Raw genomic sequence first — 23568 nt, 5'->3', positions numbered from 1 at the left:
GTCCCCGGGCGTTTCGTGCTTGAAGAAGTGACCATGTCCTCCATCGAAGAGCTGTCCCAGAAGGTGTCCGCGGCATTCGCGGACCGGGCGAAGTTGAAGGAATCCGGGTACGCCGAGGCGGTGCGCGAGACGCTGGCGCTGCTGGACTCGGGGGCCCTGCGGGTCGCGGAGAAGGGCGCCGGGGGCTGGAAGGTGAATGCCTGGGTGAAGGAGGCCATCCTCCTCTTCTTCGGCATCTCCGACATGAAGGTGATGGAGGTGGGGCCCTTCGAGTTCTTCGACAAGATTCCGTTGAAGAAGGGGCTGGAGGCGGCGGGCGTGCGGGTGGTGCCGCCCGGCGTGGTGCGCTACGGGGCGCACGTGGAGCGGGGCGCGGTGGTGATGCCCGGCTATGTGAACATCGGCGCGCGCGTGGGCGCGGGAACGATGGTGGACACCTGGGCCACGGTGGGCAGCTGTGCCCAGGTGGGCCGGGACGTGCACCTGTCCGGAGGCGTGGGGCTCGGGGGCGTGCTCGAGCCGCCCACCGCCTCGCCCGTCATCATCGAGGACGGCGCCTTCATCGGTAGCCGCTGCATCGTCGTGGAGGGCGTGGTGGTGGAAGAGGAGGCGGTGCTCGGGGCCAACGTGGTGCTCACCGCCTCCACGCCCATCATCGACGTCTCCGGCCCCGAGGAGAAGGTCTACAAGGGCCGCGTGCCGGCGCGCAGCGTGGTCATCCCCGGCATGAAGGAGAAGCAGTTCCCGGCGGGCCGCTACATGGTGCCCTGCGCGCTCATCATCGGGCAGCGCAAGGAGAGCACCGACAAGAAGACGAGCCTCAACTCGGCGCTGCGCGACTTCTCCGTCTCCGTCTAGGGCCGCCGGTAGCGGGTTTCAGGGGGTGGCGTGGCCACCCCGGGAAGGGATGCGATGATTGTTGGCAAGACGCCGTCCTGGCGCATCGTGCTCAAGTACACGGGCCGTCCGGTCGCGTTGCACGTCCTGGTCGCCACCGCGGTGGTCATCGCGTACAGCGAGTTCGAGCTCACCTTCCTGGCGGTGCCAGCGCTGCCCGTGACGGTGCTCGCCGCGACCGTCGGCATCCTGCTCACCTTCCGCAACAACTCCGCCTATGACCGGTGGTGGGAGGCGCGCACGCTGTGGGGCTCGCTGGTGAACACGTCGCGCACGTTCGCCCGTCAGGTACTCACCTTCCTGCCCGGCTCCCTGTCCAACGAGTCCTCCTCCGTCTCCAGCGTGCCGCGGGCCGCCTCGCGCCTCTTGCGCACGGCGGTGGAGACGTCTCCCCATGGTGGCACGCTGGGGGTGAGCGATGGCGCCGTGCGCGACCGCTTCGGCAAGGCGCGGGGCGCGTTCATTGCTCCCCACGTGCCCGTGGACCCGGCCACCCTCGGTGTGCTCCAGGCCTCGCCGGATGGACGCGCCGACATCCCGGTGAGCTTCGAGTCCATCACCGCGGACGCGCGCGAGCTGGTGTACGCGCAGATCGGCTTCGTGAACGCGCTGCGCTGTCACCTGCGGCGCCAGGATCCCTTCCCCGCCATCCAGCCCTTCTTCCACCCGTCCGTGATGGACGCGCTGCGCGAGGAGCAGAACGTGCCCACGGCCATCGTCGTGTGGATGTCGGCGCGGCTGCGCCGCGTCCTCGGCGAGGTCCCGGGCGTCGAGTCCATGCTCCGCTTGACCATCCTCAACAACTCGCTCACCGACCTGATGAACATCCTCGGGGCCTGCGAGCGCATCAAGAACACCCCCATCCCGCGCCAGTACGACGTGCTGCCCCACGCCATGGTGCGCGCCTACCTCGCCCTGCTCCCGCTCGGCGTGGTGGCCGATCTCGGCATTCTCACGCCCTTCGTGACCGCCATCATCGCCTTCCTCTTCATCGCCATGGATGCCGTGGGCCGCGACGTCGAGACCCCCTTCGAGAACAGCTACAGCGACACGCCCATGACGGCGCTCAGCCGCACCATCGAGATCAACCTGCGGCAGATGCTCGGCGAGACGGAGCTGCCTCCCCCCTTGCAGCCCGAGGATGGACTGCTCTACTGACGGCCCTCCGGGAGCCTCCTTGTCCATGACCGACCTCGCCACCCGCCTCGCGCAGTCCACCCTGGCCCTGTGCCGCATCCCCAGCCCCATTGGCGAGGAGCGGGCACTCGCCGATCACGTGGAGCACTGGGCCCGCTCGCATCTGCCCGCGAGCGAGGTGTTCCGCCTGGGCCACTCGCTGGTGCTGGGCCACCTCCAGGACGAGCGGCCCACGGTGGCGCTCGTGGGCCACCTGGACACCGTGCCCGCGCACCCGGAGGACCGGCCGGCGCGCATCGAGGGCGAGCGGGTGTTCGGCCTGGGCGCCTCGGACATGAAGGGCGGGCTGGCGGTGATGATGGCGCTCGCCGAGGATCTGCCCCGTGAGCGGCTGCCGGTGAACCTGGTGTGGGTGCTCTACGAGCGCGAGGAAGGCCCCTACCTGGAGAGTGGCTTGGGGCCGCTGTTCGACGCGCGTCCGGAGCTCAAGCGGGTGAAGTTCGGCATCGCCATGGAGCCCACGGACGGGGTGGTGCAGGTGGGGTGCGTGGGCACGATGCACGTGACGTTGCGCTTCAAGGGCCGCAGCGCGCACTCGGCGAGGCCCTGGCAGGGGGAGAACGCCATCCACAAGGCGGGGCCGCTGCTCGCGCACCTGCTCACCCGGCCCCGGCGCGAGGTGGTGCAGGATGGCTTCACCTTCCACGAGGTGATGAGCATCACCAAGGCCGCGGGTGGGCGCGCGCGCAACGTGGTGCCGGAGTCCTTCGAGCTCAACCTCAACTACCGCTTCGCGCCGGGCAAGTCGGTGGCCCGGGCGCAGGAGGACGTGCGCGAGCTGGTGGGCGACGCGGCGGAGCTGGAGTTCATCGACCTGGCGCCGAGCGGTCGGGTGTGCGCGGACAACGTGCTCTTCCAGCGGTTGATGGCGCTCACGGGCCTGCCGGCGGCGTCGAAGCAGGCGTGGACGGACGTGGCGCGCTTCTCCGAGCTGGGCGTGGACGCGGTGAACTTCGGGCCGGGCGAGACGGCCCAGGCCCACCAGGCCAACGAGAGCGCCCCCATTCCCGCGCTGGCGGTGGCCTACGAGAAACTGGCGCTGTTCCTGAAGCAGGCGGGCTGAGATCTTCCCCGGCGGTTGTTGGGAGGCTGATGACTCCACATCCACTCTTCCAGGAATCCGCGTCCCTGCGGCGCACGGTGGTGATGATGGTGTTGATCGCCATCCTGCTCTTCAACTGGCAGCCGGATCCCCGGCTGCTCGGTGCTCCCCCGCTCCGGCGGGAGGAGGATCGGCCGCTGCCCGAGGATGCCAATGGCGTCGAGACCCACGCGGCGCGGCCCCTGCGCTCCGCCCACCTGGAAGACGCGGGACGGCAGTTGCCCGGAGGCCGTCAGGCCGCGAGGCGTCGTCCAGGCCGCCGGGGTTGAGCCCTCGAGCCCGGAATGGGCTCAGCGCCAGAAGCCCACGGAGATGCCGAAGTCGGAATAGCGCCGGGACAGGTCGAAGGAGGCCGTCACCGCCCAGTCATCCAGATAGCGGAAGAGGAACAGCTCGAAGCCTCCGGTGAGGTGCGGTCGGGGCGAGCGGCCCTCGAAGGGCGAGGGCTCGATGAACGCCCCCATCCGCAGGCGCAGCCGTCCGAGGAATGGCTCGTACTCCACCCCCGCGCGTGGTTGCACCAGGGCGGATGAACCCACGCGCTCGGCGGGGGTGAGCGCCGTGAAGGAGTGCACCGACACCGCGTTCTCCACCGGGGAGAGCAGGTCCGCCTGCACGCTGAAGAGCCATCGTCCCTCGACGGCCCGGCTGTCGAGCTCGGGGGGCACCTCGGCGAAGTAGTCGCCCTCCAGCATCTGCTGACGCGCGGCGGGCGAGAGCCGGTTGTACAGCTCGGCTCCCTCGCCCATGCGCCAGCTCAGGCCCAGGGACACCGTCGAGGGGGACACCACGGCCGAGTAGATCTGCCGGCCCGCGATGAAGGGCTCCTGCCCCTCCTGGCGCTTCCAGGCTCCCCGCAGCTCCGGCCGCACCGACAGGCCCAGCCGGTAGGGCCGTCCGAGGGGCCGGTAGAGCAGATCCAACGCGACGCCCGTGTTGCCGTAGAACCAGTCACCCTCGCCCTTGTGATTGAAGATGGCCTGTGCGCTGTAGATGCCGAAGCCGAGGATGAAGTCGTCCCGGCCCAGCGCCACCGCGCCCGCCAGCGAGGCGTGGAGCTGCGACACGCGGATGAGATCATCCCGGTCGCACGCGGGCGTGTTGCAGTAGCCCACACTGTAGTTGCGCAGCGAGAAGCCCAGACCCACGTTGTGGTACTGCAACATGACGGCACCGAAGAGCTGCAACGTCTCCGGGGCGTCGTCGGGCGCGCCGTCGTTGTCCAGATCCTTGCCGCGCGCCTCCGCCAGCGGCAGGTCCATCCAGGACAGGGTGACGCCCACGTCCCATTCCTTGTCCAGGCGGGGGGAGCGGTGCGCGAGCGCCGCCAGGTTGCTCGCGAAGCCCACCGCGCCCTCGGCGATGCCCACGTAGGCTCCGCCCAGCCCCACCTCTCGCGAGGAGCCCATGAGCACCCCCGAGTTGAGGTACAGCCGCTCGGGCCGGGTGCTCGTGGGCACGTCGTCCTGGGCCCACGCCCCCGGCGCCGCCAGCACCACCCCCGCGAGGAGCAGTCCCGCGCGCATCAGCTCGCGGACGCCACCTGGGCGAACAGGGTGTCCGCCTCGGCCGCCAGCTTCGTGTCGCGCCAGGTGAGCCCGCCCGCGTCGTGCGTCACCAGCGCCAGCGTCACCTTGCGCCACCGGATGTCGATGTCCGGGTGATGGTCCGCCGCCTCGGCCGCCTTCGCCACCCGGGTCACGAACTCGATGCCCGCCAGGAAGCTCGGCGCCTCGTAGGTGCGCCGCAGCATCCCTCCCTCCTGCTTCCACGCGGTGTGCTCGGCGAGGAAACGCTCGAGTTCCGCGGCGCTCAACTGCGTCTTGTCGTAGGCCATGGTGTTCTCTCTCCTCTCAGGCGCGCTCCACCGCGCGCCGCCACTTGGTCAGGTACTTCTCGCGCACCTCGGGCTTCATCTTCGGCTTGAAGACCTTGCCCACCTTCCACGCCTGGCGGATGGCGTCCGTGCTGCTCCACACTCCCGCGCCCAGGCCCGCGAGGAACGCCGCTCCGAGCGTCGTCGTCTGCAGGTCCTTGGGGCGCACCACCTCGGTGCCCAGCATGTCCGCCTGGAACTGCATCATCAGGTTGTTGGCCGACGCGCCCCCGTCCACCTTGAAGGCGGGAATCTGCCGGCCGCTGTCCTGGCGCATCGCCTCGGCCAGGTCATGAATCTGCATCGCCACGCCCTCGAGTGCCGCGCGCGCCAGGTGCGCCACCGTGGTGGAGCGGTCCATGCCCGCGAACAGGCCGCGCGCCTCGGGCCGCCAGTGCGGCGCTCCCAGGCCCGCCAGCGCCGGGACGAACACCACGTCGCCACTCTCCTTCACGCTCGAGGCGAGCGCCTCCACGTCCGAGGACTTCTTGATGACCTTGAGCCCGTCGCGCAGCCACTGCACCGCGGCCCCGGCGATGAAGGAGCTGCCCTCGAGCGCGTACGTCGTCTGGTCTCCAATCTTCCACGCCACCGTGGTGAGCAGCCCCGCCTTCGACGTCACCGGCGTGTCGCCCGTGTTCATCAGCAGGAAGGCGCCCGTGCCGTAGGTGCACTTGGCCTCTCCGGGAGAGAAGCACGCCTGGCCGAAGAGCGCCGACTGCTGGTCGCCCGCCATGCCGGTGATGGGGATGCCGTCGGGCAGCGAGCGCATGCCGTGCGTGGTGCCATAGGACTCCGCCGAGCCGCGGATCTCCGGCAGGCACGCGGCCGGCACGCCGAAGAGGGCGCGCAGCGAGTCGTCCCATGCCAGGCGCTTCACGTCCATGAGCAGGGTGCGGCTGGCGTTGGTGACGTCCGTGACGTGCGACTGGCCCCCGGTCATCTTGTAGACGAGCCAGGTGTCGATGGTGCCAAAGCACGCGTCGCCCTTCTCGGCGCGCTTGCGCGCTCCCTTCACGTGCTCCAGCAGCCAGGAGAGCTTGGTGGCGGAGAAGTACGGGTCCAGCACGAGGCCCGTCGTCTCGCGCACGCGGGCCTCCTCGCCCTGCTCGCGCAGCCGGGCGCAGTGCTCGGACGTGCGCCGGTCCTGCCACACGATGGCGCGTGAGAGGGGCTTGCCGCTCGCGCGCTCCCAGAGGCCGGTCGTTTCCCGCTGGTTGGTGATGCCCACCGCGGCCATCTGCTTGCCCGACAGCCTGGCGTCCTTGAGGGCCGAGCGGATGCACTGCTCCACCGTGGCCCAGATTTCGTCCAGGTCGTGCTCCACCCACGAGGGCTTGGGGAAGTGCTGGGGGAACTCCCGGTAGGAGCTCCCCACCACCCGGAGTCTGTCATCGAGGATGGAGACATGGGTCCCGGTGGTCCCCTGGTCCACTGCCAGCACGTACTTCGCCTTCGCCATGAGTGCGCTCTCCTACGGCTGCCTGGAGGGTGTGGGGGTGCACCATACCCGAGCCAAGGCTCTTGGCACGCGCGGCGCGCGCGCCTAGCGTGGCGCGCCATGCCCTCGGTGAAGGAATTACGGGCGCGGGCCCGGGTGGAGGTGGAGACGTTCGTGGCCGAACACGGCCCCGTGGCGCTCATCCAGCAGCCGCCCTCGCTCGTGTTCCAGATGGTGGCCCAGCAGATGGGTGGCTCGCGCACGGTGTTCATGGCGCACCGCTCGCGGTTGACGGACCGGCTGCTGGCCATGTTGCAGGGCTTCGAGCACCTGCAGGTGCTCTTCCTTCGCCCCAAGCAGGATGGCGAGGTCTTCGCCGTGGGCCGGCTGGAGGCGAGCTGCTCCGTCGTGGTGCATGACCCGTCCGTGTCGAAGGTGCACGCCATGCTGCGCTGGAGCGAGGCGGATGGGGGCTGCACCCTGCGCGACGCGGGCTCGATGAACGGCACCTATGTCAACTCGGTGCAGCTCGGTGGCGAGGAGCAGGCGCTGCTCGATGGAGACGGGCTGGCCTTCGGGGACGCGCAGTTCCTGTATGTCAGCACCCAGACACTTCACGCGCACCTGAACGCGGCCGTGCCCACCGCCGCCCGCTGATGCCCGCCCCGGAGCGTCGACTTCCGAGCGTCTGGGGGGTCCGGGACGCCACTGGACCTCGCCGGGGCCTGGACCGTGGCTAGCTTGACGCGGGTACCACTCGCGGCACGACGGGGGTTGGGGTGAAGGGGCTCATCTTCGAGGAGCTGAACGGCGGGGCCAGTTGTCGCACGTATCTCATCGCCAGCGCGTGGACGCGCGAGGCGATCATCGTGGATCCGGTGCTGGAGCTCGTGCCGGGCTATCTGCGGCGGTTGGGCAAGGATCGGCTGCAGTTGATCGCCGTGGTGGACACCCATACCCATGCGGACCATCTGTCCGGGGGGCGGGAGCTCGCGCGGATGATGAACGCGGTGCACATGGGGGCGCCCGCGCACGCGGTGCAACGGCCGCTCGGCGAGGGGGACGTGCTCGCGGTGGGCGACGTGCGCGTGAAGGTCTGGGCGAGCCCGGGTCACACGGCCGATGGGCTCGTGCTGGTGCTGGACGACCGGGTGCTGACGGGCGACACGCTGCTCATCGGCGCCACGGGCCGCACGGACCTGCCCACGGGCGACCCCGAGGCCGAGTACGAGAGCCTGGAGCGCCTGCTGTCGCTGCCCGACGACACGCTCGTGTTTCCCGCGCATGACTATGGCGGGCGCACGTTCAGCACGATTGGCCATGAGCGCGTCACCAACCCGCGTCTGCGCCTGGACCGCGAGGCCTTCCTCCAGTTGATGAGGACGCCGCGCGCGGAGAAGCCCGAGCGTCTGGCCGAGTCGCTCGCCTACAACTCGCGGCCGTGGGACGCGCGCGACGCGCCTCCCGAGCAGGTGTTCACGCTGTAGATTGTCTTTTCGCCAGACGTGCTTGTCCCTATCCCTTCGCGCCACGCTTCTTGGCGACGAGGTCCTTCCAGAGCCCCGAATACTTCTTGCGGTACTTCGGGTCTTCTTCGGTTTCAATCAGCGCCAGGGCATGCTGTTTGAGCTGCTCGTCTTGCACCCTGTCGTAGATCTTCCGGAAGACCTCCAGGATGTCATGGCGGATGAGCGTCCCGTTCTTCTCGCTGGTGCAGTCCCGGAAGCGCTGGCTCAAGCGGTCCACCACTTTCTTCTGGAGGGCTGGGCTGGCGATCCCCACCCGCCAGAGCGATTGAAGGGAATGCCGGGCCGTGACGAACCTTTCATCCTTCGTCACGGCCATGAGTTGATCGAGATCCTTCAACATCCGCTGCTGGGGGTCGCTCCTGGCCAGGCCGCTGAGCAATTGCACCCCGATGGCCCGCTGGTGGTTGTCGCCCTCTCGCACGAGCTTCAGCAACTCATCCCAGACTTCATACGCCCAATCCACCGGCTGTTGTGTGAGCTCCAGCAGGTGCTGGAAGGAGGCCGCACGGGACTCGACGTCCGTGCCGTGCAGGTGGGTGAAGTGCTCGCGCGTGCTCTGGTCCATGGGCTGGAATCTTCCATGGCTCGACGAGCGGATGGGTGAGGAAACGTCTGGACGTCCCTGGTGTCGCGCGCGGGCCAACTGGTTGTGTGCCTGGCATTCGAGCCGATGAGCAGAAGCCTCGGGGAAGTCACACTGTTGAACAGTGGGGTCATGGCGGAAGGTACCGCCAGACGGCCAGCCTCTGGCGAGCCATCTCGCCCGGGCAATCCCCTCCCCGCGACTCCTCGCCTGACCTGCTTCACCACTCCCATGTCTCTGCCGTCCCCGCCTGACTTCCAGCTGCTCTTCGAGAAGAGCCCGAGTCCCTTCCTGGTGGTCATCCCAGACGCGGACTTCACCCCCGTGGCGGTGAACGATGCCTACCTGCGTGCCACCTTGACGACTCGCGAGGGCATCCTCGGCCGTCCCTTGTTCGAGGTGTTTCCCGACAACCCGGCCGATTCGGACGCCACAGGGGGGCGCAACCTGCGCGCCTCGCTCGAGCGGGCCATGACCACCCGCGCGCCAGACACCATGGCCGTGCAGAAGTACGACATCCGGCGTCCCGAGGAGGAGGGGGGTGGTTTCGAGGAGCGGTACTGGAGCCCCATCAACACCCCCGTCCTCTCTCCCGAGGGCGAGGTGCTCTACCTCATCCTCCGGGTGGAGGACGTGACGGACTCCGTGCGCCTGTCTCGCCTCCGCGAGGAGGAAAGGGAGCGCACGGCGGTCCTCCAGAGCCGGAATCTGGAGATGGAGGTGGAACTGCTCCACCGAAGCCAGGGTCTCCAGGAGGCCAACCAGGAACTGCACCAGGTGGTGCGCGAGCGCGACGAGTCCCTGACCCAGACGGCCCAGGCCCGCACGCAAGCCGAGCTTCGGAGGGAGTGGCTCCATTCGTTGTTCATGCATGCGCCCACCGCCATCGCCATCTTCCGGGGGCCCCACCACATCATCGAATTGGCCAATCCCCTGGTGTGCGGCCTCTGGGGCCGCCGCCCCGAGCAGGTGCTGGGCAGGCCCCTGTTCGAGGCCCTGCCCGAGGTCGCGGGCCAGGGCCTCGAGGAGCGTCTGGAGGGGGTGCTCGCCACCGGTGTGTCCCACGTCGCGACGGAACTGCCCGTCAAGCAGGCGCGCCTGGAAGGCGGAGCCCTCGAGGAAGGGTACTTCAACTTCGTCTACGAACCTCTGCGCGATGCCCAGGGCCAGGTGGAAGCCGTCATCGTCGTTGCCTCGGACGCGACGGAGTTGGTGCGGTCGCGCCGGCGGATGGAGACGCTCGCCGCCGAGAAGGTGCGCGTCGCCGAGGAGCGGCTCCGTCTGGCGGCGGAGGCCATGGGGCTGTGTATCTGGGACATGGACCTCACCACGGGCGCGTTGGTGTGGGACGAGCGCTTGCGCTCCCTCTTCGGGATTTCAGCGGATACTCCCGTGGATTACTTCACCTTCCTCTCGTGCGTGCATCCCGAAGACCGTGTCCAGGTGCAACATGACGTGCGGGAGGCCCTCACTCCAGGCGGCGCGGGGAGCTGCGCCATGGAGTACCGTATCCTGACCGTCGGGAACCAGGAGGAGCGCTGGCTGAGTGCACAAGGCCGGGTCTACCACGATGCCTCGGGGCAGCCCATCCGCTTCCTGGGCACGGTCCTGGACATCACCGAGCGCAAGTATGCCGCGCAGGAACTGGCGCGCAACGCGGCCATCCTCGAGGCCGTCATCCAGAGCATTCCGGATGCCCTGTACGTGGGTGATGCCTCCGGTATCAGGCTGGCCAACACCCCGGCACTGCAGATGCTGGGCTTCGAATCACTGGAAGAGCTCAATCAGCACGTCGCCGTCCTGGGGCAGCGACTGCAGAACCGCTCCGCCGAGGACGGCCATCGGCTCACGCCGGAAGAGGAGCCCTTCATGCGGGCCATCCGGGGGCAGCCGACCACTCGGGAGGTCCTTGCCCGCCATCTGATGACGGGCAGGGACGTGGTGGTGCGCTGTGCCGCCGCTCCCGTTCGCATGGGGAAAGACATCGTGGGCGCGGTCGCCGTCAACACCGATGTCACCGATCACAAGCGCGCCGAGACGGAGCTGCGGCAGGCGGCGGAGTTCCGCGAGCGCTTCATTGGCATTGTCTCCCATGATCTGCGCAATCCGCTCAACGCCATCCTCCTGTCCGTCAACGCGATGATGCGCTCGGATTGCGCGACCCAGCACCACCAGAAAGCCGTGCGCCGTATCGCCATCAGCGCCGAGCGCATGGGGCGGATGATTGGCGACCTGCTCGACTTCACTCGCGGGCGGTTGGGGGGCGGTATTCCCATCAGCCCCCGCCCGGCCAATCTCCTCGCCATCTGCCGGCAGGTGATGGAGGAACTCGAGGTCGGCAATCCCCAGCGGAAGCTCCGGCTGATCACGGCGGGGAACTTCCAGGGCGAGTGGGACCCGGACCGGCTCGCGCAACTGCTCGGCAACCTGGGCAAGAACGCGCTGGACTACAGCCCCGATGACATCCCCGTGGACTTCATGTTGCGCGAGGACGGGGACACCGTGTGCGTGGAGGTCCGCAATGGGGGCCCACCCATTCCGGTGGAGCTGCTCCCGCGCATCTTCGAGCCCTTCCGGCGGGCGTCGGACTCCGGATGTTCGTCGTCCGGCCTGGGTCTGGGTCTTTTCATCGTCCAGCAGATCGCCCGCTCGCACGGGGGCCGCGTCGAGGTGCGCTCCAGTGAGGAGGAGGGGACCACGTTCGCCGTGTGGCTGCCGCGCTCCGCCTCTTGCGCTGTCACGCCGCGGAAGGTGTCAGAGGATTCGTCCGCCGCGGAAGGTGTCAGAGGAGTCGTCTCCGCCGCGGAAGGTGTCAGAGGATTCGTCTAGCGCCTCGGGGAGCCTCGGGGAGCGTCGCCTCGAATCCTCTGACACCTGGACCGAGGACCGGTGGCCTACCTGGCGGTGGCCTTCTTCCTCACGATGAGCGAGGCGGTCTTGTCGTTCCAGCCCGCGCCCACCAGACAACTGTTGGTGCCGGTGGTGAGGGAGGCCTGATCGAAACGGCCGCCGTCGTACAGCACCGCTTCGTACCCGTCGGCCACCTGGAGGGAAGAGATGACATCAGGGCTCAGGCCCAGGGTCCTCATGGTGTCTTCGTCGTAGCTGCCCACGGGGAGGTTGATTCCCGGGCTGGTGAAGTTGCAGTCATTGTGGACCACGACGGTGGGCGACACCGCTTCGACGACCATCGAGTTGACACGGTCATTCCACCCCGCGCCGACGAGGCAGCCGTCATCCGCGGTCTTGACGAGTGAGGCGCCTGAGAAGTTGTCATTCTCGTAGAAGGTCACCTTGTAGCCGGGTTGGACCCTCACGGAGGAGATGTCCTTGCCCGTGATTCCGTGGAACTGGAGATCGCTCAACTTGTAGCGGCCAATCCAGAAGCCCGCGCCCCAGACACCCGTGTAGTTGCAGTCCTTGAAGACCGCGACGGGATCCCTCTGCTTGGCCGTGCCCCCGCGGGTGTTCCCCATCCTGGCGAAAGCGCGAGCGGCGGAGGCCTGGTACAACAGGACGGGATTGCCGGGCTGCCCCACGGCATTCCACCACTCGGGGTACCTGCCATTCGCGTCCTTGCCATGGTCGCGCACGAACTGGAGGTAGCCCGCGACGATGTTCAGCCAGTTGATGTCGCCATCCGTCTCGTAGAGGTCCACATAGGCATTGGTCATGTCGTGACCGCCCCACTGCCCGGTCTCCCTCAGCGCGCGGGTCTGCCAGTCGATGTACGTCGACTCCATGGCGAAGCCGAGGTGGCGCGCGTCATCCAGATAGGTGTAGTTGCCCGTGATCTTGAACAGCAGGAGGGCCGCCTGGGTCATCACGGCGTTCTCGTACCCCCGGTAGCCGGGGCCGTAGCCGAACTGATTGGCCTTCACCCAGTTGTAGAGCCTCGAGCCGTCGGTCAGGTACTGCTGGATTCCGGTGGCCCGGTAGATCATCAGGTTGGTCACCGCGGTGGGCGCCGTGGCGCACAGGCAGTGGCCGCCGGTGTCCCCCTCATGCCAACGAATGCCTCCGTTCGGGCTGCTTCCCGCGGTGTTCTCTCCACTCATGCTGAACGCCAGGACCTCCCGGGCCCTGTTCAGGTAGGTGGCGTTGTTGGTCTTCTGGTACAGCTCCATCAAGCCCTTGGCGATCCAGGCGTTGTCGTCGTAGTAACGATCTCCGCAGCCATAGGCCACGGCGTTGTACGCCCAGCGGTTCTTCGTGTAGCACCAGTAGGCTTGGTGCATTTCGTTCGCGAAGGCTTCGGCCTGCTGGATTCTCCCGCCAGCGATCAAGGCATGAAGCTGAACGCCCGCGTCCCAGTTGAAGGCGGTCGCCTGGCGATCCGTGCCCTCGTAGTAGAGGTTGCTGCCGGGCCTCCTGAAGTCCTGCTCTATCCTGGAGAGGGTTTCGTCTCCCCAGGCCTTGAAGTCACTGCTGGCCTGGCTGATTGCCTTCCAGCTCGAGTCCTCGTTGAAGCTGGCCGCCGCATCACTGGGCAGCGGGCCGCCTGGCTGCGAGAGCCACACCTCCGCGTTGATGTGGCGCATGTAGCGGCCGGGGAGGTTGTACGACTCGAGGCTGACGCCCTGTCCCGACAAGCCAGGGCGTGTGCACCACGTGGCGTCCTCGTCGAACACACGGGTGTTGTCGCGGCTGTCGAGGCGAACCCGTGAGTTGGAATGCCGCAGGTATCTCCCCGGATGGTTCTGCGACTCCAGCGAGTAACAATCCTTGTCGGCCAGGCCGGCCACGACGCGGAAGCTCGAGTCGGCCTTCTCGGTCGCGGAAGTCCCGATGACGTCCGTGCGCGCCAGGCTGTCGTAGTGCCGCAGGACGCGGTTGGTATAGTTCGGCGTCGTGACACCGAAGGTGTAGTAGACGTTCAGCCTCAGCGGTACCCAGGACAAGACGGCTTGGACCGTGGTGGCCCGCGCGCCAGGGGCACTCACCGTGTCGTTGTTCGCTGGGTCCGCGTTGTCTGTCTCCCGTGCACCGCCGCAGCCCACCAGCACGGTGGATGCAAGCAGCGTGGTGAGGCGCAGCCTGGCTCCCCTCATTCTCTTCCCCTCATGCATTTTCCTGCCCATGATGGGGAGACTTGTATAACCTATTATTTGTTTAAATCAAGTAAAACAGGAAGACGTGGGAGATGACTGCCAGGGCCGAGGTTCGTCGCTGGATGAAGAAAGTTCGGGCGCGGGCGGACTGTTGGTCGGAGGACTTCGCCACGGGGAGTCTGGCCGGGGCAGGCGATGCCGGGTACCGGTCATCCGAGGTCCGGGGAGAGCCGTCATCGCCTCGAATCCGTGCATGCGGTCGTTCGGGAGCCGACGTCCGGAGCCGGGCCTGCTTCCACCCGGGGCCGTCCTCCAGGTGTCCTTGTGCATGAGGGGGCGCACCATGGAGCACTTCAAGATTCTGTCGCTGGATGGAGGAGGCACCTGGGCACTCATCGAGGTCCGGGCGCTCATCGAGCTCTTCGGTCCCGAGACGCGTGGCCACGAGGTGCTTCGGAGATTCCAGCTCGTCGTGGCCAATTCGGGAGGGAGCATCGTCGCCGCGGGTCTGGCGGCGGACTTCACCCTGGGGCAACTGCTGCAACTCTTCCGCGAAGAGACGAGGCGCCGGAGCATCTTCGTCGAGCGGCCGTGGTACCAGCGCATGCTGGCGGCCATTCCAGCGCTCCAGGACCTGGAGGCGCGCTACGCGGCGCGCAAGAAGCTGGAGGGGCTCGAGCGGGCCTTCTCGGAGTCGAAGCTGGAGGGCTTCGCCCGGCTGACGATGGAGGAGTGGAAGGCGCGGGCCGGTCAGGGGCTGGCGGACATCGTCATCACCGCGTTCGACTACGACCGCCGGCGGGCCATCTTCTTCCGGACCCGGCCACGGAGCCCGGCGGCCTCGCGCTCGCCCGCGAGGAATCCGACCTTCGCCCAGGCGGTGCATGCCTCGAGCAACGCGCCCATCACGTTCTTCGATGAGCCCGCCGCCTTCCTGGACCGGCGCTTCTGGGACGGGGCCATGGGCGGCTACAACAACCCCACGATGGCCGGGGTGGTGGAGGTCTTGAGCCACACGGGTGACGGCACGGCGCGCGTGGATCCCGCCGCCATTCGCGTGCTCAGCCTGGGCACGGGCATGGTGCTGTCCCTCCCGCCCGATGCCACCGGAGAGGTGGAGGACAAGCGGCTGTTGCACATCCCCGAGGAGCCGGGCCTCGTCAGTGACATCCGCAAGGCGGCGCTCTGCATCGTCGATGACCCACCCGATGCCGCCAGCTTCGTCGCGCACGTCACCCTGGGACACCGGCTGCCCCGGGACGAGCGTGACGTCGTCCAGGATGGGCCGGTCATCCGGCTGAGTCCCGTCCTGCGTCCCGTCAAACGCAACGGCCGCTGGATGTACCCGGAGAAGGTGGATCCCGGCTTCTACCAGCGGGTTTCGGAGCTCGGCATGGACGCCGTGAAGAAGGAGCACGTGCTGCTCATCGACTCCTTCTGCGACGCGTGGATCCAGGGCCGGATTCCCAACCAGTCCTTGCGCGCCAACCAGGATCTCGAGCCGGAGGTGGGCCATGCACGCTTCAGCGACGCGCTCGCGCAACTGCGGACGTGGCTCGACGGAGAGCTCAACCCGCCTTCCATGGCGGCGACACGTTGAAGTCGCCGGTTCGGGGGCCCGGCACTTCATGGAAGCGCACCCAAGGCGCTAGGCTTCGCCTGGATGCTGAATATTCCTGGCTACTCCCTGCTCGGGGCGTTCAAGACGACGGGCACGAGCCTGCTGTTTCGCGCGGTGCGTGGTTCCGATGGTCTGCGGCTCATCCTCAAGACGCCGCGGGTTTCAGCTCCCGGCCCTCGTGAGCGCGAGAGCTACCTTCGCGAGTTCGGCATCCTGCAGCGGCTCCGGGACGTGCGCGGCGTCATCCGGGCCCACGCATGTGAGCAGCTCCAGGGCCGGCCCGTGCTCCTCCTGGAAGACGTGGACGGCACGCCCCTGTCCGAGTCCACCGGCGAGCCGCTCGAGGTGACCCGGGCGGTGGACCTGGCCATCGCCGTGGCCTCGACGGTCGCGGAGCTGCATCGCCGCGGCATCGTCCACAAGGACATCAAGCCCTCGAACATCATCCTCACGCCCTCGGGGGAGACGCGCCTCATCGACTTCGGCATCGCCAGCCTCCAGCTCGTCGAGCACGTGGACGTGACGCAAGCCTCCCTGGTCGAAGGCACGCTGGCCTACATGTCCCCGGAGCAGACCGGGCGGATGAATCGCTCGGTGGACTACCGCACGGACCTCTACTCCCTGGGAATCACCCTCTACGAGCTGCTGGCGGGCCAGCGCCCCTTCCAGGGTCGCGACGCGCTCGAGTGGTTCCACGCCCACATGGCGCAGGCCCCGCGGCCCCTGACGGCACGGGTGCAGGGGCTGCCCCCCGCCCTGTCCGCCATCGTGATGAAGCTGCTGGCCAAGGTCGCCGAGGAGCGCTACCAGAGCGCCGAGGGACTCAAGGCCGATCTCGAGCGATGCCGGGAGGGGCTGAGCCGGGGGGTGCTCGAGGACTTCGTGCCGGGCCGGCACGACTACCCCAGCCGCTTCCAGCTCCCCCAGCGGCTCTATGGGCGCGACAGCCACGCGAAGGTCCTGCTCCAGGCCTTCGAGCGCGTCGCCGAGCGCGGCCGCCCGGAGCTCGTCCTGGTCAGCGGCTATTCGGGGATCGGCAAGTCCTCGGTGGTCAACGAGCTGCACAAGCCCGTGGTGCGGCAGCGCTCCTTCCTGCTCAGTGGCAAGTTCGACCAGTTCCAGCAGGACATCCCCTACGCCACCGTGGCCAAGGCCCTTCAGGGGCTGGTGCGGCAGTTGCTCGGCGGCACCGACGAGGAGCTGGCGCGGTGGCGTCAGGGCCTGAGTGACGCCTGGGAGGGCCAGGGCCAGGTCCTGGTGGACCTCGTCCCACAGCTCGAGCTCGTCGCGGGCAGACAGCCCCCCGTCCAGGAGCTGCCGCCTTCCCAGCTCCAGAAGCGCTTCCATCGGGTGCTCTGCCGGTTCTTCGGCGTCTTCGCCACGTTGGGACACCCGCTGGTGATCTTCATGGATGATCTCCAGTGGGCCGACCTGGCCAGCTTCCAGCTGCTGCTGCATCTGCTGACCCACCCGGAGACACCGCCGCTGCTGCTGATCGCCGCCTATCGCGACAACGAGGTCCACTCCTCCCACCCGCTGACGCAGACGCTGGAGCAGCTGCGCCAGGCGGGCGCGCGGATGTCCCACGTCCAGCTCGAGCCGCTGAGCCTCGAGGATGTCCGGCGGCTCGTCATGGACACGCTCCCCGGCGCGAGCGCGGAGCTCGTCGGGCCGCTGGCGGCGCTGGCCCGTGAGAAGACCGGAGGCAACCCCTTCTTCCTCCTGCGCTTCCTGCAGACGCTCCACCAGGACGGGCTGCTGGTGCGCACGCCCGAGGGCTCCTGGCGCTGGGATGAGCAGGGCGCCCGGCAGAAGGGCTACTCCGACAACGTCGTCGACTTCATGGTGGCCAAGCTGCGCCAGTTCCCCCCCCGGACGCAGCACCTGCTGCGGCTGGCGGCCTGCGTGGGAAACACCTTCTCGCTGCACACCCTGCTGCTCATCTCGGGAATGGAGGAGCCGGGCGAGGTGGAGCAGGGCCTCGAGCTGGCGCTCCAGGAGGGCGTGCTGGCCACCACCGGCCCGGAGCAGTACCGCTTCCTCCACGACCGCATCCACCAGGCGGCCCACACCCTCATCCCCGAGGCGCAGCGAAAGGCCGTCCACCTGCGCGTGGGCCGCCTGCTGCTGGCGAGTCTGTCGCCGGAGGAGGTGCGCAAGAACCTCTTCGAGGTGGTGGGGCAGCTCAATACCGGAGCGGAGTTGCTCACCGAGCCCGAGGAGCGCCACCGCGTCGCGCGCCTGAACGCCGAGGCCGGCACGAGGGCCAAGGCGTCGACGGCCTACCGCTCGGCCATTACCTATCTGGCGATGGCCTTCCAGCTCCTCCCCGGAGACCCCTGGGTGGTGGATCACGCGCTGGCCTTCAAGCTCCGGTTGGATCTCGCGAGCTGCGAGTTCATGAGCGGCAACGCCGCCCAGGCGCGCCGCATGGTGGAGGAGCTCCGCGGCCGCCCGCGCACTCCGGCGGAGATGGCCGCGCTCTACCGGCTCAAGTGCGACCTGCACGTGGCCGCCGGCGAGAACCAGGTGGCCGTCGACAGCCTCCTGGAGGGCCTGGCGATGATGGGGATGCCGCTCTCACCGCACCCCTCCTGGGAGGAGGTGGTGGCCGCCCAGGAGGAGGTGGGGGCCCTGCTCGGGGAGCGGTCCATCGCCAGCCTCGTCGAGCTGCCCCGCCTGAGTGATCCGGTGAAGGAGGCGACGATGAGCCTCCTGGTGGCACTCAACACGTCGGCGCTCAACACGGACCGGCACCTGTACCTGCTCCACCTCTGCAAGCTGGTCTGCTTCAGCATCCGGCATGGCAACACGCCGGCCTCCGTCCACGGGTACTCCACGTATGGGATGGTGCTGGGGTTGGCCTTCAATCGCTACCAGGAGAGCCTGGCCTTCGGTCAGCTCGCGTGCGCGCTCGCCGAGCGCTACGACGTGGCCGTGCTCCGGGGCAGGGCGCTCTTCGGCATGGGGATGCTCAGCCACTGGCTCCAGCCCATCCCCGAGTCCCTGAACAGCCTGCGCGCCGCCTTCCAGTACGCGCTCCAGGCCAGCGATTTCCAGATCGCCGGCTTCTGCTGCACGCACATCGTCTCGCAGCGGCTCACGCTGGGGCATGCCCTGGAGGAGGTCTACCAGGAGTCGGTCGCGCGGCTGGACTTCGCGCGGACGAGCGGCTTCGTGGATGTGCGGGACGTCGTCCTCATCTACCAGCGGCTCACCCAGCAGCTCCGAGGACGCACCGCCTCGTTCCAGTCGCTCGACGGAGAGGACTTCACCGAGGAGGCCTTCGAAGCCCGGCTGACTCCGGAGCGCACGGCCATCGCCCGGTGCATGTACTGGCTCGTCAAGATGCAGTCGCGCTACCTGGGCGGGGCGTACGACGAGGCGCGGAAGGCGGCGGACCGGGCCGCCCAGCTGAGCTGGTCATTGCTGGGCCGCGTCCAACTCCTGCAGTTCCACTTCTTCCATGCCCTGACCCTGGCCGCCTGCTTCGGGAAGATGACACCGGAGGAGCGGGGGCCGGCCCTCGAGGAGATCCGCGGGCACCAGGCGCGGCTCGCGGAGTGGACGCGCCATTGTCCCGAGAACTTCCGCGCGCTCGAGCGCATGGTGTCCGCGGAGCTGGCGCGCCTCTTGGGCCACGAGGCCGAGGCCCTGCGCGCCTACGAGGAGTCCATCCAGGCCGCGCGCGAGCAGGGGCGCATCCATGACCTGGCCCTGGCCAGCGAGCTGGCGTCGCGCTTCTGGTCCGAGCGCGCGGTGTCCACCATCGCCGAGGCCTACGCCCACAAGGCGAGGGAGGCCTGGCTGCGCTGGGGCGCCCTGGGCAAGGTCCAGCACCTGGATGCCCAATGGGTGAACCCGCGCTCCCTCCCGTCCGCGGAGGATACCAGCACGGACACGAGCTCCACGCACCTCGACGCGCTCACCCTGGTGAAGGCCCAGCAAGCCATCTCCGGGGAGATCGTCCTGGACAGGCTGGGGGACACGCTGCTGCGGGTGGCCATCGAGAACGCCGGTGCCCAGCGCGGCGCCCTGTTGTTCCCACAGGGCGACAAGCTCTCGGTGGTGGCCCTCGCGGATCCCGCGCTGGAGGGGCCCGCCGCCGGCCCTCGGGACGAGCGCCTGCCGTGGACCCTTCTCTCCTACGTCCGGCGCACCCGGGAGCACGTGCTCATCGGAGATGCCTCCCAGCCCCACCCGTTCACGGCCGATGCGTGGCTGCAGCGCGGCGAGGCCCGCTCGGTGCTGTGCCTGCCCCTGGTTCGCCAGGAAGAGTTCCGGGGGGTGCTCTACCTGGAGAACTGCCTGGCCAGCAACGCCTTCTCTCCCGCGCGCATCTCCCTGCTCGGCCACCTCGCCTCCCAGGCCTCCATCTCCCTCGAGAACGCGCGGCTGTACACGGAACTCCAGCAGGCCGAGGTCGCCCTGCGCCGCGCCAACGACGAGCTGGAGAAGCGGGTGGAGGAGCGCACACGCGAGCTCCGGCACGCCCAGGCCCAACTGGTGGACACGGCGCGCGCGGCGGGGATGGCCGAGGTGGCCACCAACGTGCTCCACAACGTGGGCAACGTTCTCACCAGTGCCGTCATCAACGCCCAGGTGCTGACCCAGACGGTGAGCACCTCGCGCATGCTCCGGGTGAAGCAGGTCTCCTCGATGTTCGAAGAGCACGAGGGCGCCCTGGCGGACTTCCTCACCCGCGACCCCCTCGGCACCCAGCTGCCCAACTATCTCTCGAGCCTCGCCGAGGAGCTGCTCCGCGAGCACGCGACGCTGCAGGAGGGCCTGGAGGCGATGAACAAGCACATCGAGCACGTGCGGGCCATCGTCCAGGTGCAGCAGACCTACGCCCGCAGCACGCTCCTCACCGAGGAGTGCGATCTGTCGCGCCTCGTCGAGGACGCCTTGAGCATCCAGCTGCCCGCGCTCAAGCGCCAGGACGTCCGCATCGTCCAGTCGCTGTCCTCACTCCCCCTGGTGTGGGTGGACAAGCACAAGGTGTTGCAGATCCTGATCAACCTCATCAGCAACGCCAAGAACGCGATGACCGCGCTTCCCACCAGCCAGCGCCAGCTGCACGTGCGGCTCGACGCGGCGGACAACATGGCGCGCATCCAGGTGGTGGACAGTGGCGTGGGCATCGCGCCGGAGTTCCACGAGCGGCTCTTCACCCAGGGCTTCACCACCCGCGAGGGGGGACATGGCCTGGGTTTGCACTCGAGCGCACTGGCGGCGCGGATGCTGGGCGGGCAGCTCTCGCTGGAGAGCGAAGGGCCGGGCAGGGGAGCCACGGCCACACTGCTGTTGCCGTTGGTGTAGCGGTGTGGCGCGGTCCCCGGGGATGTGCCGCCCGTGGGACGGCGCTGCCATCATGGCACGGGAACAGCCGGGGTTGGCGCGCCCGCTCGCGCGTGGAGCTTCGCCGCGCTTCGGTAGTGCTTGGGTGCACGGCCCGTGACGCGCTTGAAGGCGTTGCTGAACGCGCTCTCCGACGTGTAGCCCAATGATCGCGCGAGCTCGGCGACCGAGGCGTCCTCGTCTCGCAATTCCCGCTGGGCCAGACGCATCCGCCATGCGGTCAGGTAGGCCAGCGGCGAGACCCCGGCGACCGATTTGAAGTGCACGGCGAAGTGGGTCCGGGACATCGCGGACGCCTTGGCGAGTTCCTCGAGCCGCCAGGGATGACCTGGCTCGCGATGCATCAACCGGAGCGCCGGAGCGATTCGCTGATCTCCCATGGCCCGGAGCCACCCGGCCGGCAGGGTGCTGGCTGTCGCGAGATGCGCGCGCAAGGTCTGCACGAGCATGAGCTGGACGAGCAGCTCCGACGCGAGGCTGACCCCCGAGAGGTTCGTCTCGTGCTCGTGAACGAGCCGGTCGATGAGCCAGTTCAACATCGTCGCTTGCGGCGAAGCGGCTCGAACATGCATCAGCGGGGGCAGCAGTTCCTCCAGAAGGCCGCTGCTCGCCGCGTCGATGCGCACATGTCCGCCGAGCAGGAAGAAGTCTTCGCCTTGGCCCAGCTTCGGGAACCGGGTGGTGCTCGTGGCGAAGACACGCATCCCGTCCTTTGGGATGGCCCGTGGATCGCTCGAGAGAACGAAGGAGCGTTGCGCCGAAATGAAGACCACATCTCCCTCGTCGACTCGCACGGGGGCCCCGTCGCCATCGATGCGAAGCTGGCATTCACCCTTCACGATCGCGAAGAACTTGATGTTCTCGGGCGCCGGAACGCGGATCGCCCATGAACCTCCAGCCGTGAAGCCGCCCGACAAGACCGAGCGGGCATTCGCGAGCCGGAGGACGTCGGAGAAAGGATCATCGCTCATCTTCGAACGATCACGCATGTTTTCAGTACGTTCAAGCATTAAAAATTCGGAGGCACGGGGATATCTCTCGCCCATGCCTACTCCCCAAATTCCAATCGAGTCTGGCTTCGGTGCCGCATCCACGGCGGCCGAGGTCATCCGCGGCCGGGACCTGACCGGCAAGATCGCCATTGTCACGGGAGGCGATTCTGGCCTCGGTCTGGAGACCGCGCGGGTATTGGGTTCCGCGGGCGCCAGGGTCATCGTCCCGGCTCTGAATCCCAACAATGCCCGGGCCGCGCTCGAGGGTCTCGCCAACGTCGAGCACGAAGTGATGGACCTGCTCGACCCCGCCTCGATCGACGCCTTCGCCGGGAGGTTCCTGGCGACGGGCCGGCCACTGCACCTCCTGGTGAACAACGCGGGAATCATGGCGTGTCCCCTGGCGCGCGATGCACGGGGATATGAGTCACAGTTCTCGACGAACTACCTGGGTCATTTCCAGCTCGTGGCGAGGCTCTGGCCCGCCCTGCGCCAGGCGAACGGGGCGCGAGTGATCTCGGTATCCTCCTGGGGCCATCACTACTCTCCGGTCGTGTTCGAGGACCCCCACTTCGAGCGGCGGACCTATGACCGTTGGGCGGCCTATGGGCAATCGAAGACAGCCAACATCCTTTTCTCGCTCGAGTTGGACGCGCGTGGCGAGTCGTCTGGGGTGCGTGCCTTTGCCGTCCACCCGGGCAGCATCGTGGCCACGGGTCTCGGCAAACATCTCTCGCGCGAGGAACTCCAGGCGGTGGGCGTCCTCGACGCGCACGGCGAGCCCATTGTCGACCCATCGAGGAACATCAAGACGGTCGCGCAGGGAGCCGCGACCAGCGTCTGGTGCGCGACGAGCCCGCGGCTCGACGGTCTGGGAGGCGTCTACTGCGAGAACTGCGACATCGCCCGGGTGGAAGATGAGAAGGCCACGGCTCGTGGGGATCTCGAGGGCTCGGCGCGGGAGACCGGCGTGATGCCCTATGCCGTCGACCCCGAAGCGGCCCGGCGCCTCTGGAGCCTGGGCGAACGCCTTTCAGGCACGACCCTCTCGGAGCGGTGACTCATACCCACTGAAGCCACTGTCTTATGACAGACGCGAAGGCGGAACCCTTCGCGTCGATGTCTTTCATGTCACGAAACCGCACCGACGCCCGGTCCGTGGCCAGCCACTCCAGCAACGCCTCCGGGTCGGAGAGCTTGACCCCCGAGCCCAGGTCGTCCCGCTTCTTCGCCCCCAGGTGCAGGATGACCTGCACACCGTCCTTCGCTCGAAGATGAAAGGTCGCGAAGTACTCCGCCGTCCGGAAGCTCGGCGCATTCCACTTGATGCCCTCGGCGATCCGTGGGTCGGCGCCGAGGATGATTTGCCTGAGGGCGAGGATCTCCTGCTTGAACGGGTGCTCGAGCGACGCGAGAAAGTCCTCGACGGACTCAGGTGCGGATGCGCCACGCTTCGCTGCCTTCGTACGGGGGGCTTTCGCGGCCACGATGTGCTCCTCGGGGTCGATCAGTCGTTCAACGCGAGCGTAGGGGCGCGCGAGGGATGGCGCCATGAAATACCGCCCATGGACCCGCCATCACAGGACGGTCACGGGTCGCTGTGGGCCCTGTTCTTCTGCCCGCTGCCTCCGGTCGGGCGGCTGCTTTCCTGGGAAGACGTGAACGGCGATGGCCGCGCCGATGTCCTCGGTGAAGCGAAGGAGGGCCAGGGCCTCTGGGTGGGGCTGGGCTCCAGTCAGGGCAAGTGGCGCCCGAGACTCTATGCGCTGGGTGGCGTGGGCGCGTGCGGTGGATGGACTCGAACGCGTGGAGCGATGATTTACCGGTATTGCGTGTTTGTCGACTTCTCAACCAACACGGAGATTTGACACTCGGCTCATGTTCCAGGGCGTATAGATGACGCGCCGTATTGATCCTG

The 23568-nt window shown here is 68.1% G+C and carries 18 protein-coding genes; 11 read left to right on the top strand and 7 right to left on the bottom strand.

All coding sequences use genetic code 11. The features are described from left to right. Positions 1–33 precede the first annotated feature (33 nt). From CYFUS_RS47385 to CYFUS_RS47370, 4 genes are read left to right on the top strand one after another with little or no spacing between them, the layout of a single operon-like run. A complete protein-coding gene (locus tag CYFUS_RS47385) occupies positions 34–858 on the top strand; it encodes a 2,3,4,5-tetrahydropyridine-2,6-dicarboxylate N-succinyltransferase (RefSeq protein WP_198316378.1) in 825 nt (274 codons plus the stop codon). A 54-nt stretch (positions 859–912) separates the two neighbouring features. Beyond that, positions 913–2055, top strand: coding sequence for a bestrophin family protein (locus CYFUS_RS47380; RefSeq protein ID WP_095991234.1), 1143 nt, complete (start codon positions 913–915; stop codon positions 2053–2055). A gap of 25 nt (positions 2056–2080) precedes the next feature. Beyond that, positions 2081–3157, top strand: coding sequence for a succinyl-diaminopimelate desuccinylase (gene dapE / locus CYFUS_RS47375; RefSeq protein ID WP_095991233.1), 1077 nt, complete (start codon positions 2081–2083; stop codon positions 3155–3157). A 29-nt stretch (positions 3158–3186) separates the two neighbouring features. Continuing rightward, entirely contained in the window at positions 3187–3465 is a 279-nt protein-coding gene (locus tag CYFUS_RS47370; protein ID WP_095991232.1) for a hypothetical protein, read from the top strand. A 21-nt stretch (positions 3466–3486) separates the two neighbouring features. Here CYFUS_RS47370 and CYFUS_RS47365 read toward each other — a convergent pair whose 3' ends face one another. From CYFUS_RS47365 to glpK, 3 genes are read right to left on the bottom strand one after another with little or no spacing between them, the layout of a single operon-like run. Then, positions 3487–4722, bottom strand: a complete 1236-nt coding sequence (locus CYFUS_RS47365; RefSeq protein ID WP_095991231.1) for a hypothetical protein — start codon at positions 4720–4722, stop codon at positions 3487–3489. Beyond that, positions 4722–5033, bottom strand: a complete 312-nt coding sequence (locus CYFUS_RS47360) for a 4a-hydroxytetrahydrobiopterin dehydratase (protein ID WP_095991230.1) — start codon at positions 5031–5033, stop codon at positions 4722–4724. Before CYFUS_RS47360 ends, CYFUS_RS47365 begins: the two co-directional genes overlap by 1 nt. Positions 5034–5049: 16 nt before the next feature. Next, entirely contained in the window at positions 5050–6534 is a 1485-nt protein-coding gene (gene glpK / locus CYFUS_RS47355; protein ID WP_095991229.1) for a glycerol kinase GlpK, read from the bottom strand. A gap of 99 nt (positions 6535–6633) precedes the next feature. Here glpK and CYFUS_RS47350 point away from each other — a divergent pair, with 99 nt between their 5' ends. Next, positions 6634–7170, top strand: a complete 537-nt coding sequence (locus CYFUS_RS47350; protein WP_095991228.1) for an FHA domain-containing protein — start codon at positions 6634–6636, stop codon at positions 7168–7170. A 122-nt stretch (positions 7171–7292) separates the two neighbouring features. Further along, positions 7293–8000: an MBL fold metallo-hydrolase gene (locus tag CYFUS_RS47345; protein ID WP_095991227.1), complete on the top strand. Its 708-nt coding sequence runs from the start codon at positions 7293–7295 to the stop codon at positions 7998–8000. A gap of 28 nt (positions 8001–8028) precedes the next feature. Here CYFUS_RS47345 and CYFUS_RS47340 read toward each other — a convergent pair whose 3' ends face one another. Then, on the bottom strand, positions 8029–8607 hold the full coding sequence (locus CYFUS_RS47340) for a hypothetical protein (RefSeq protein WP_095991226.1): 579 nt from the start codon (positions 8605–8607) through the stop codon (positions 8029–8031). Between the two features lie 249 nt (positions 8608–8856). Here CYFUS_RS47340 and CYFUS_RS47335 point away from each other — a divergent pair, with 249 nt between their 5' ends. Then, entirely contained in the window at positions 8857–11454 is a 2598-nt protein-coding gene (locus tag CYFUS_RS47335) for a PAS domain-containing protein (protein ID WP_198316377.1), read from the top strand. Between the two features lie 65 nt (positions 11455–11519). On the opposite strand, the gene CYFUS_RS47330 is transcribed toward CYFUS_RS47335, so the two are convergent. After that, positions 11520–13676, bottom strand: coding sequence for an AbfB domain-containing protein (locus CYFUS_RS47330; RefSeq protein WP_095991224.1), 2157 nt, complete (start codon positions 13674–13676; stop codon positions 11520–11522). A 343-nt stretch (positions 13677–14019) separates the two neighbouring features. On the opposite strand from CYFUS_RS47330, the gene CYFUS_RS47325 reads away from it, so the two are divergent. Next, a complete protein-coding gene (locus CYFUS_RS47325) occupies positions 14020–15276 on the top strand; it encodes a patatin-like phospholipase family protein (protein ID WP_157759069.1) in 1257 nt (418 codons plus the stop codon). 63 nt (positions 15277–15339) lie between these two features. Continuing rightward, a complete protein-coding gene (locus tag CYFUS_RS47320; protein ID WP_095991222.1) occupies positions 15340–20619 on the top strand; it encodes a trifunctional serine/threonine-protein kinase/ATP-binding protein/sensor histidine kinase in 5280 nt (1759 codons plus the stop codon). 50 nt (positions 20620–20669) lie between these two features. Here the strand turns inward: CYFUS_RS47320 and CYFUS_RS47315 are convergent, their stop codons facing one another. Next, positions 20670–21704, bottom strand: coding sequence for an AraC family transcriptional regulator (locus CYFUS_RS47315; RefSeq protein ID WP_232537221.1), 1035 nt, complete (start codon positions 21702–21704; stop codon positions 20670–20672). Between CYFUS_RS47315 and CYFUS_RS47310 the strand changes: the two genes are divergently transcribed. Beyond that, positions 21703–22710 (top strand): oxidoreductase, encoded by a 1008-nt coding sequence (locus CYFUS_RS47310; RefSeq protein WP_095991220.1) that lies wholly within the window; start codon positions 21703–21705, stop codon positions 22708–22710. The genes CYFUS_RS47315 and CYFUS_RS47310 overlap by 2 nt on opposite strands. 1 nt (position 22711) lies before the next feature. Here CYFUS_RS47310 and CYFUS_RS47305 read toward each other — a convergent pair whose 3' ends face one another. Beyond that, positions 22712–23203: a DUF1801 domain-containing protein gene (locus tag CYFUS_RS47305; protein ID WP_232537220.1), complete on the bottom strand. Its 492-nt coding sequence runs from the start codon at positions 23201–23203 to the stop codon at positions 22712–22714. A 12-nt stretch (positions 23204–23215) separates the two neighbouring features. Between CYFUS_RS47305 and CYFUS_RS47300 the strand changes: the two genes are divergently transcribed. Beyond that, a complete protein-coding gene (locus tag CYFUS_RS47300; RefSeq protein ID WP_095991219.1) occupies positions 23216–23518 on the top strand; it encodes a hypothetical protein in 303 nt (100 codons plus the stop codon). The last annotated feature ends 50 nt before the right edge of the window (positions 23519–23568 follow it).

The organism is Cystobacter fuscus (genome assembly GCF_002305875.1).
Classification (GTDB): domain Bacteria; phylum Myxococcota; class Myxococcia; order Myxococcales; family Myxococcaceae; genus Cystobacter; species Cystobacter fuscus_A.
This window is presented reverse-complemented; position numbering and strand designations above follow the sequence as displayed.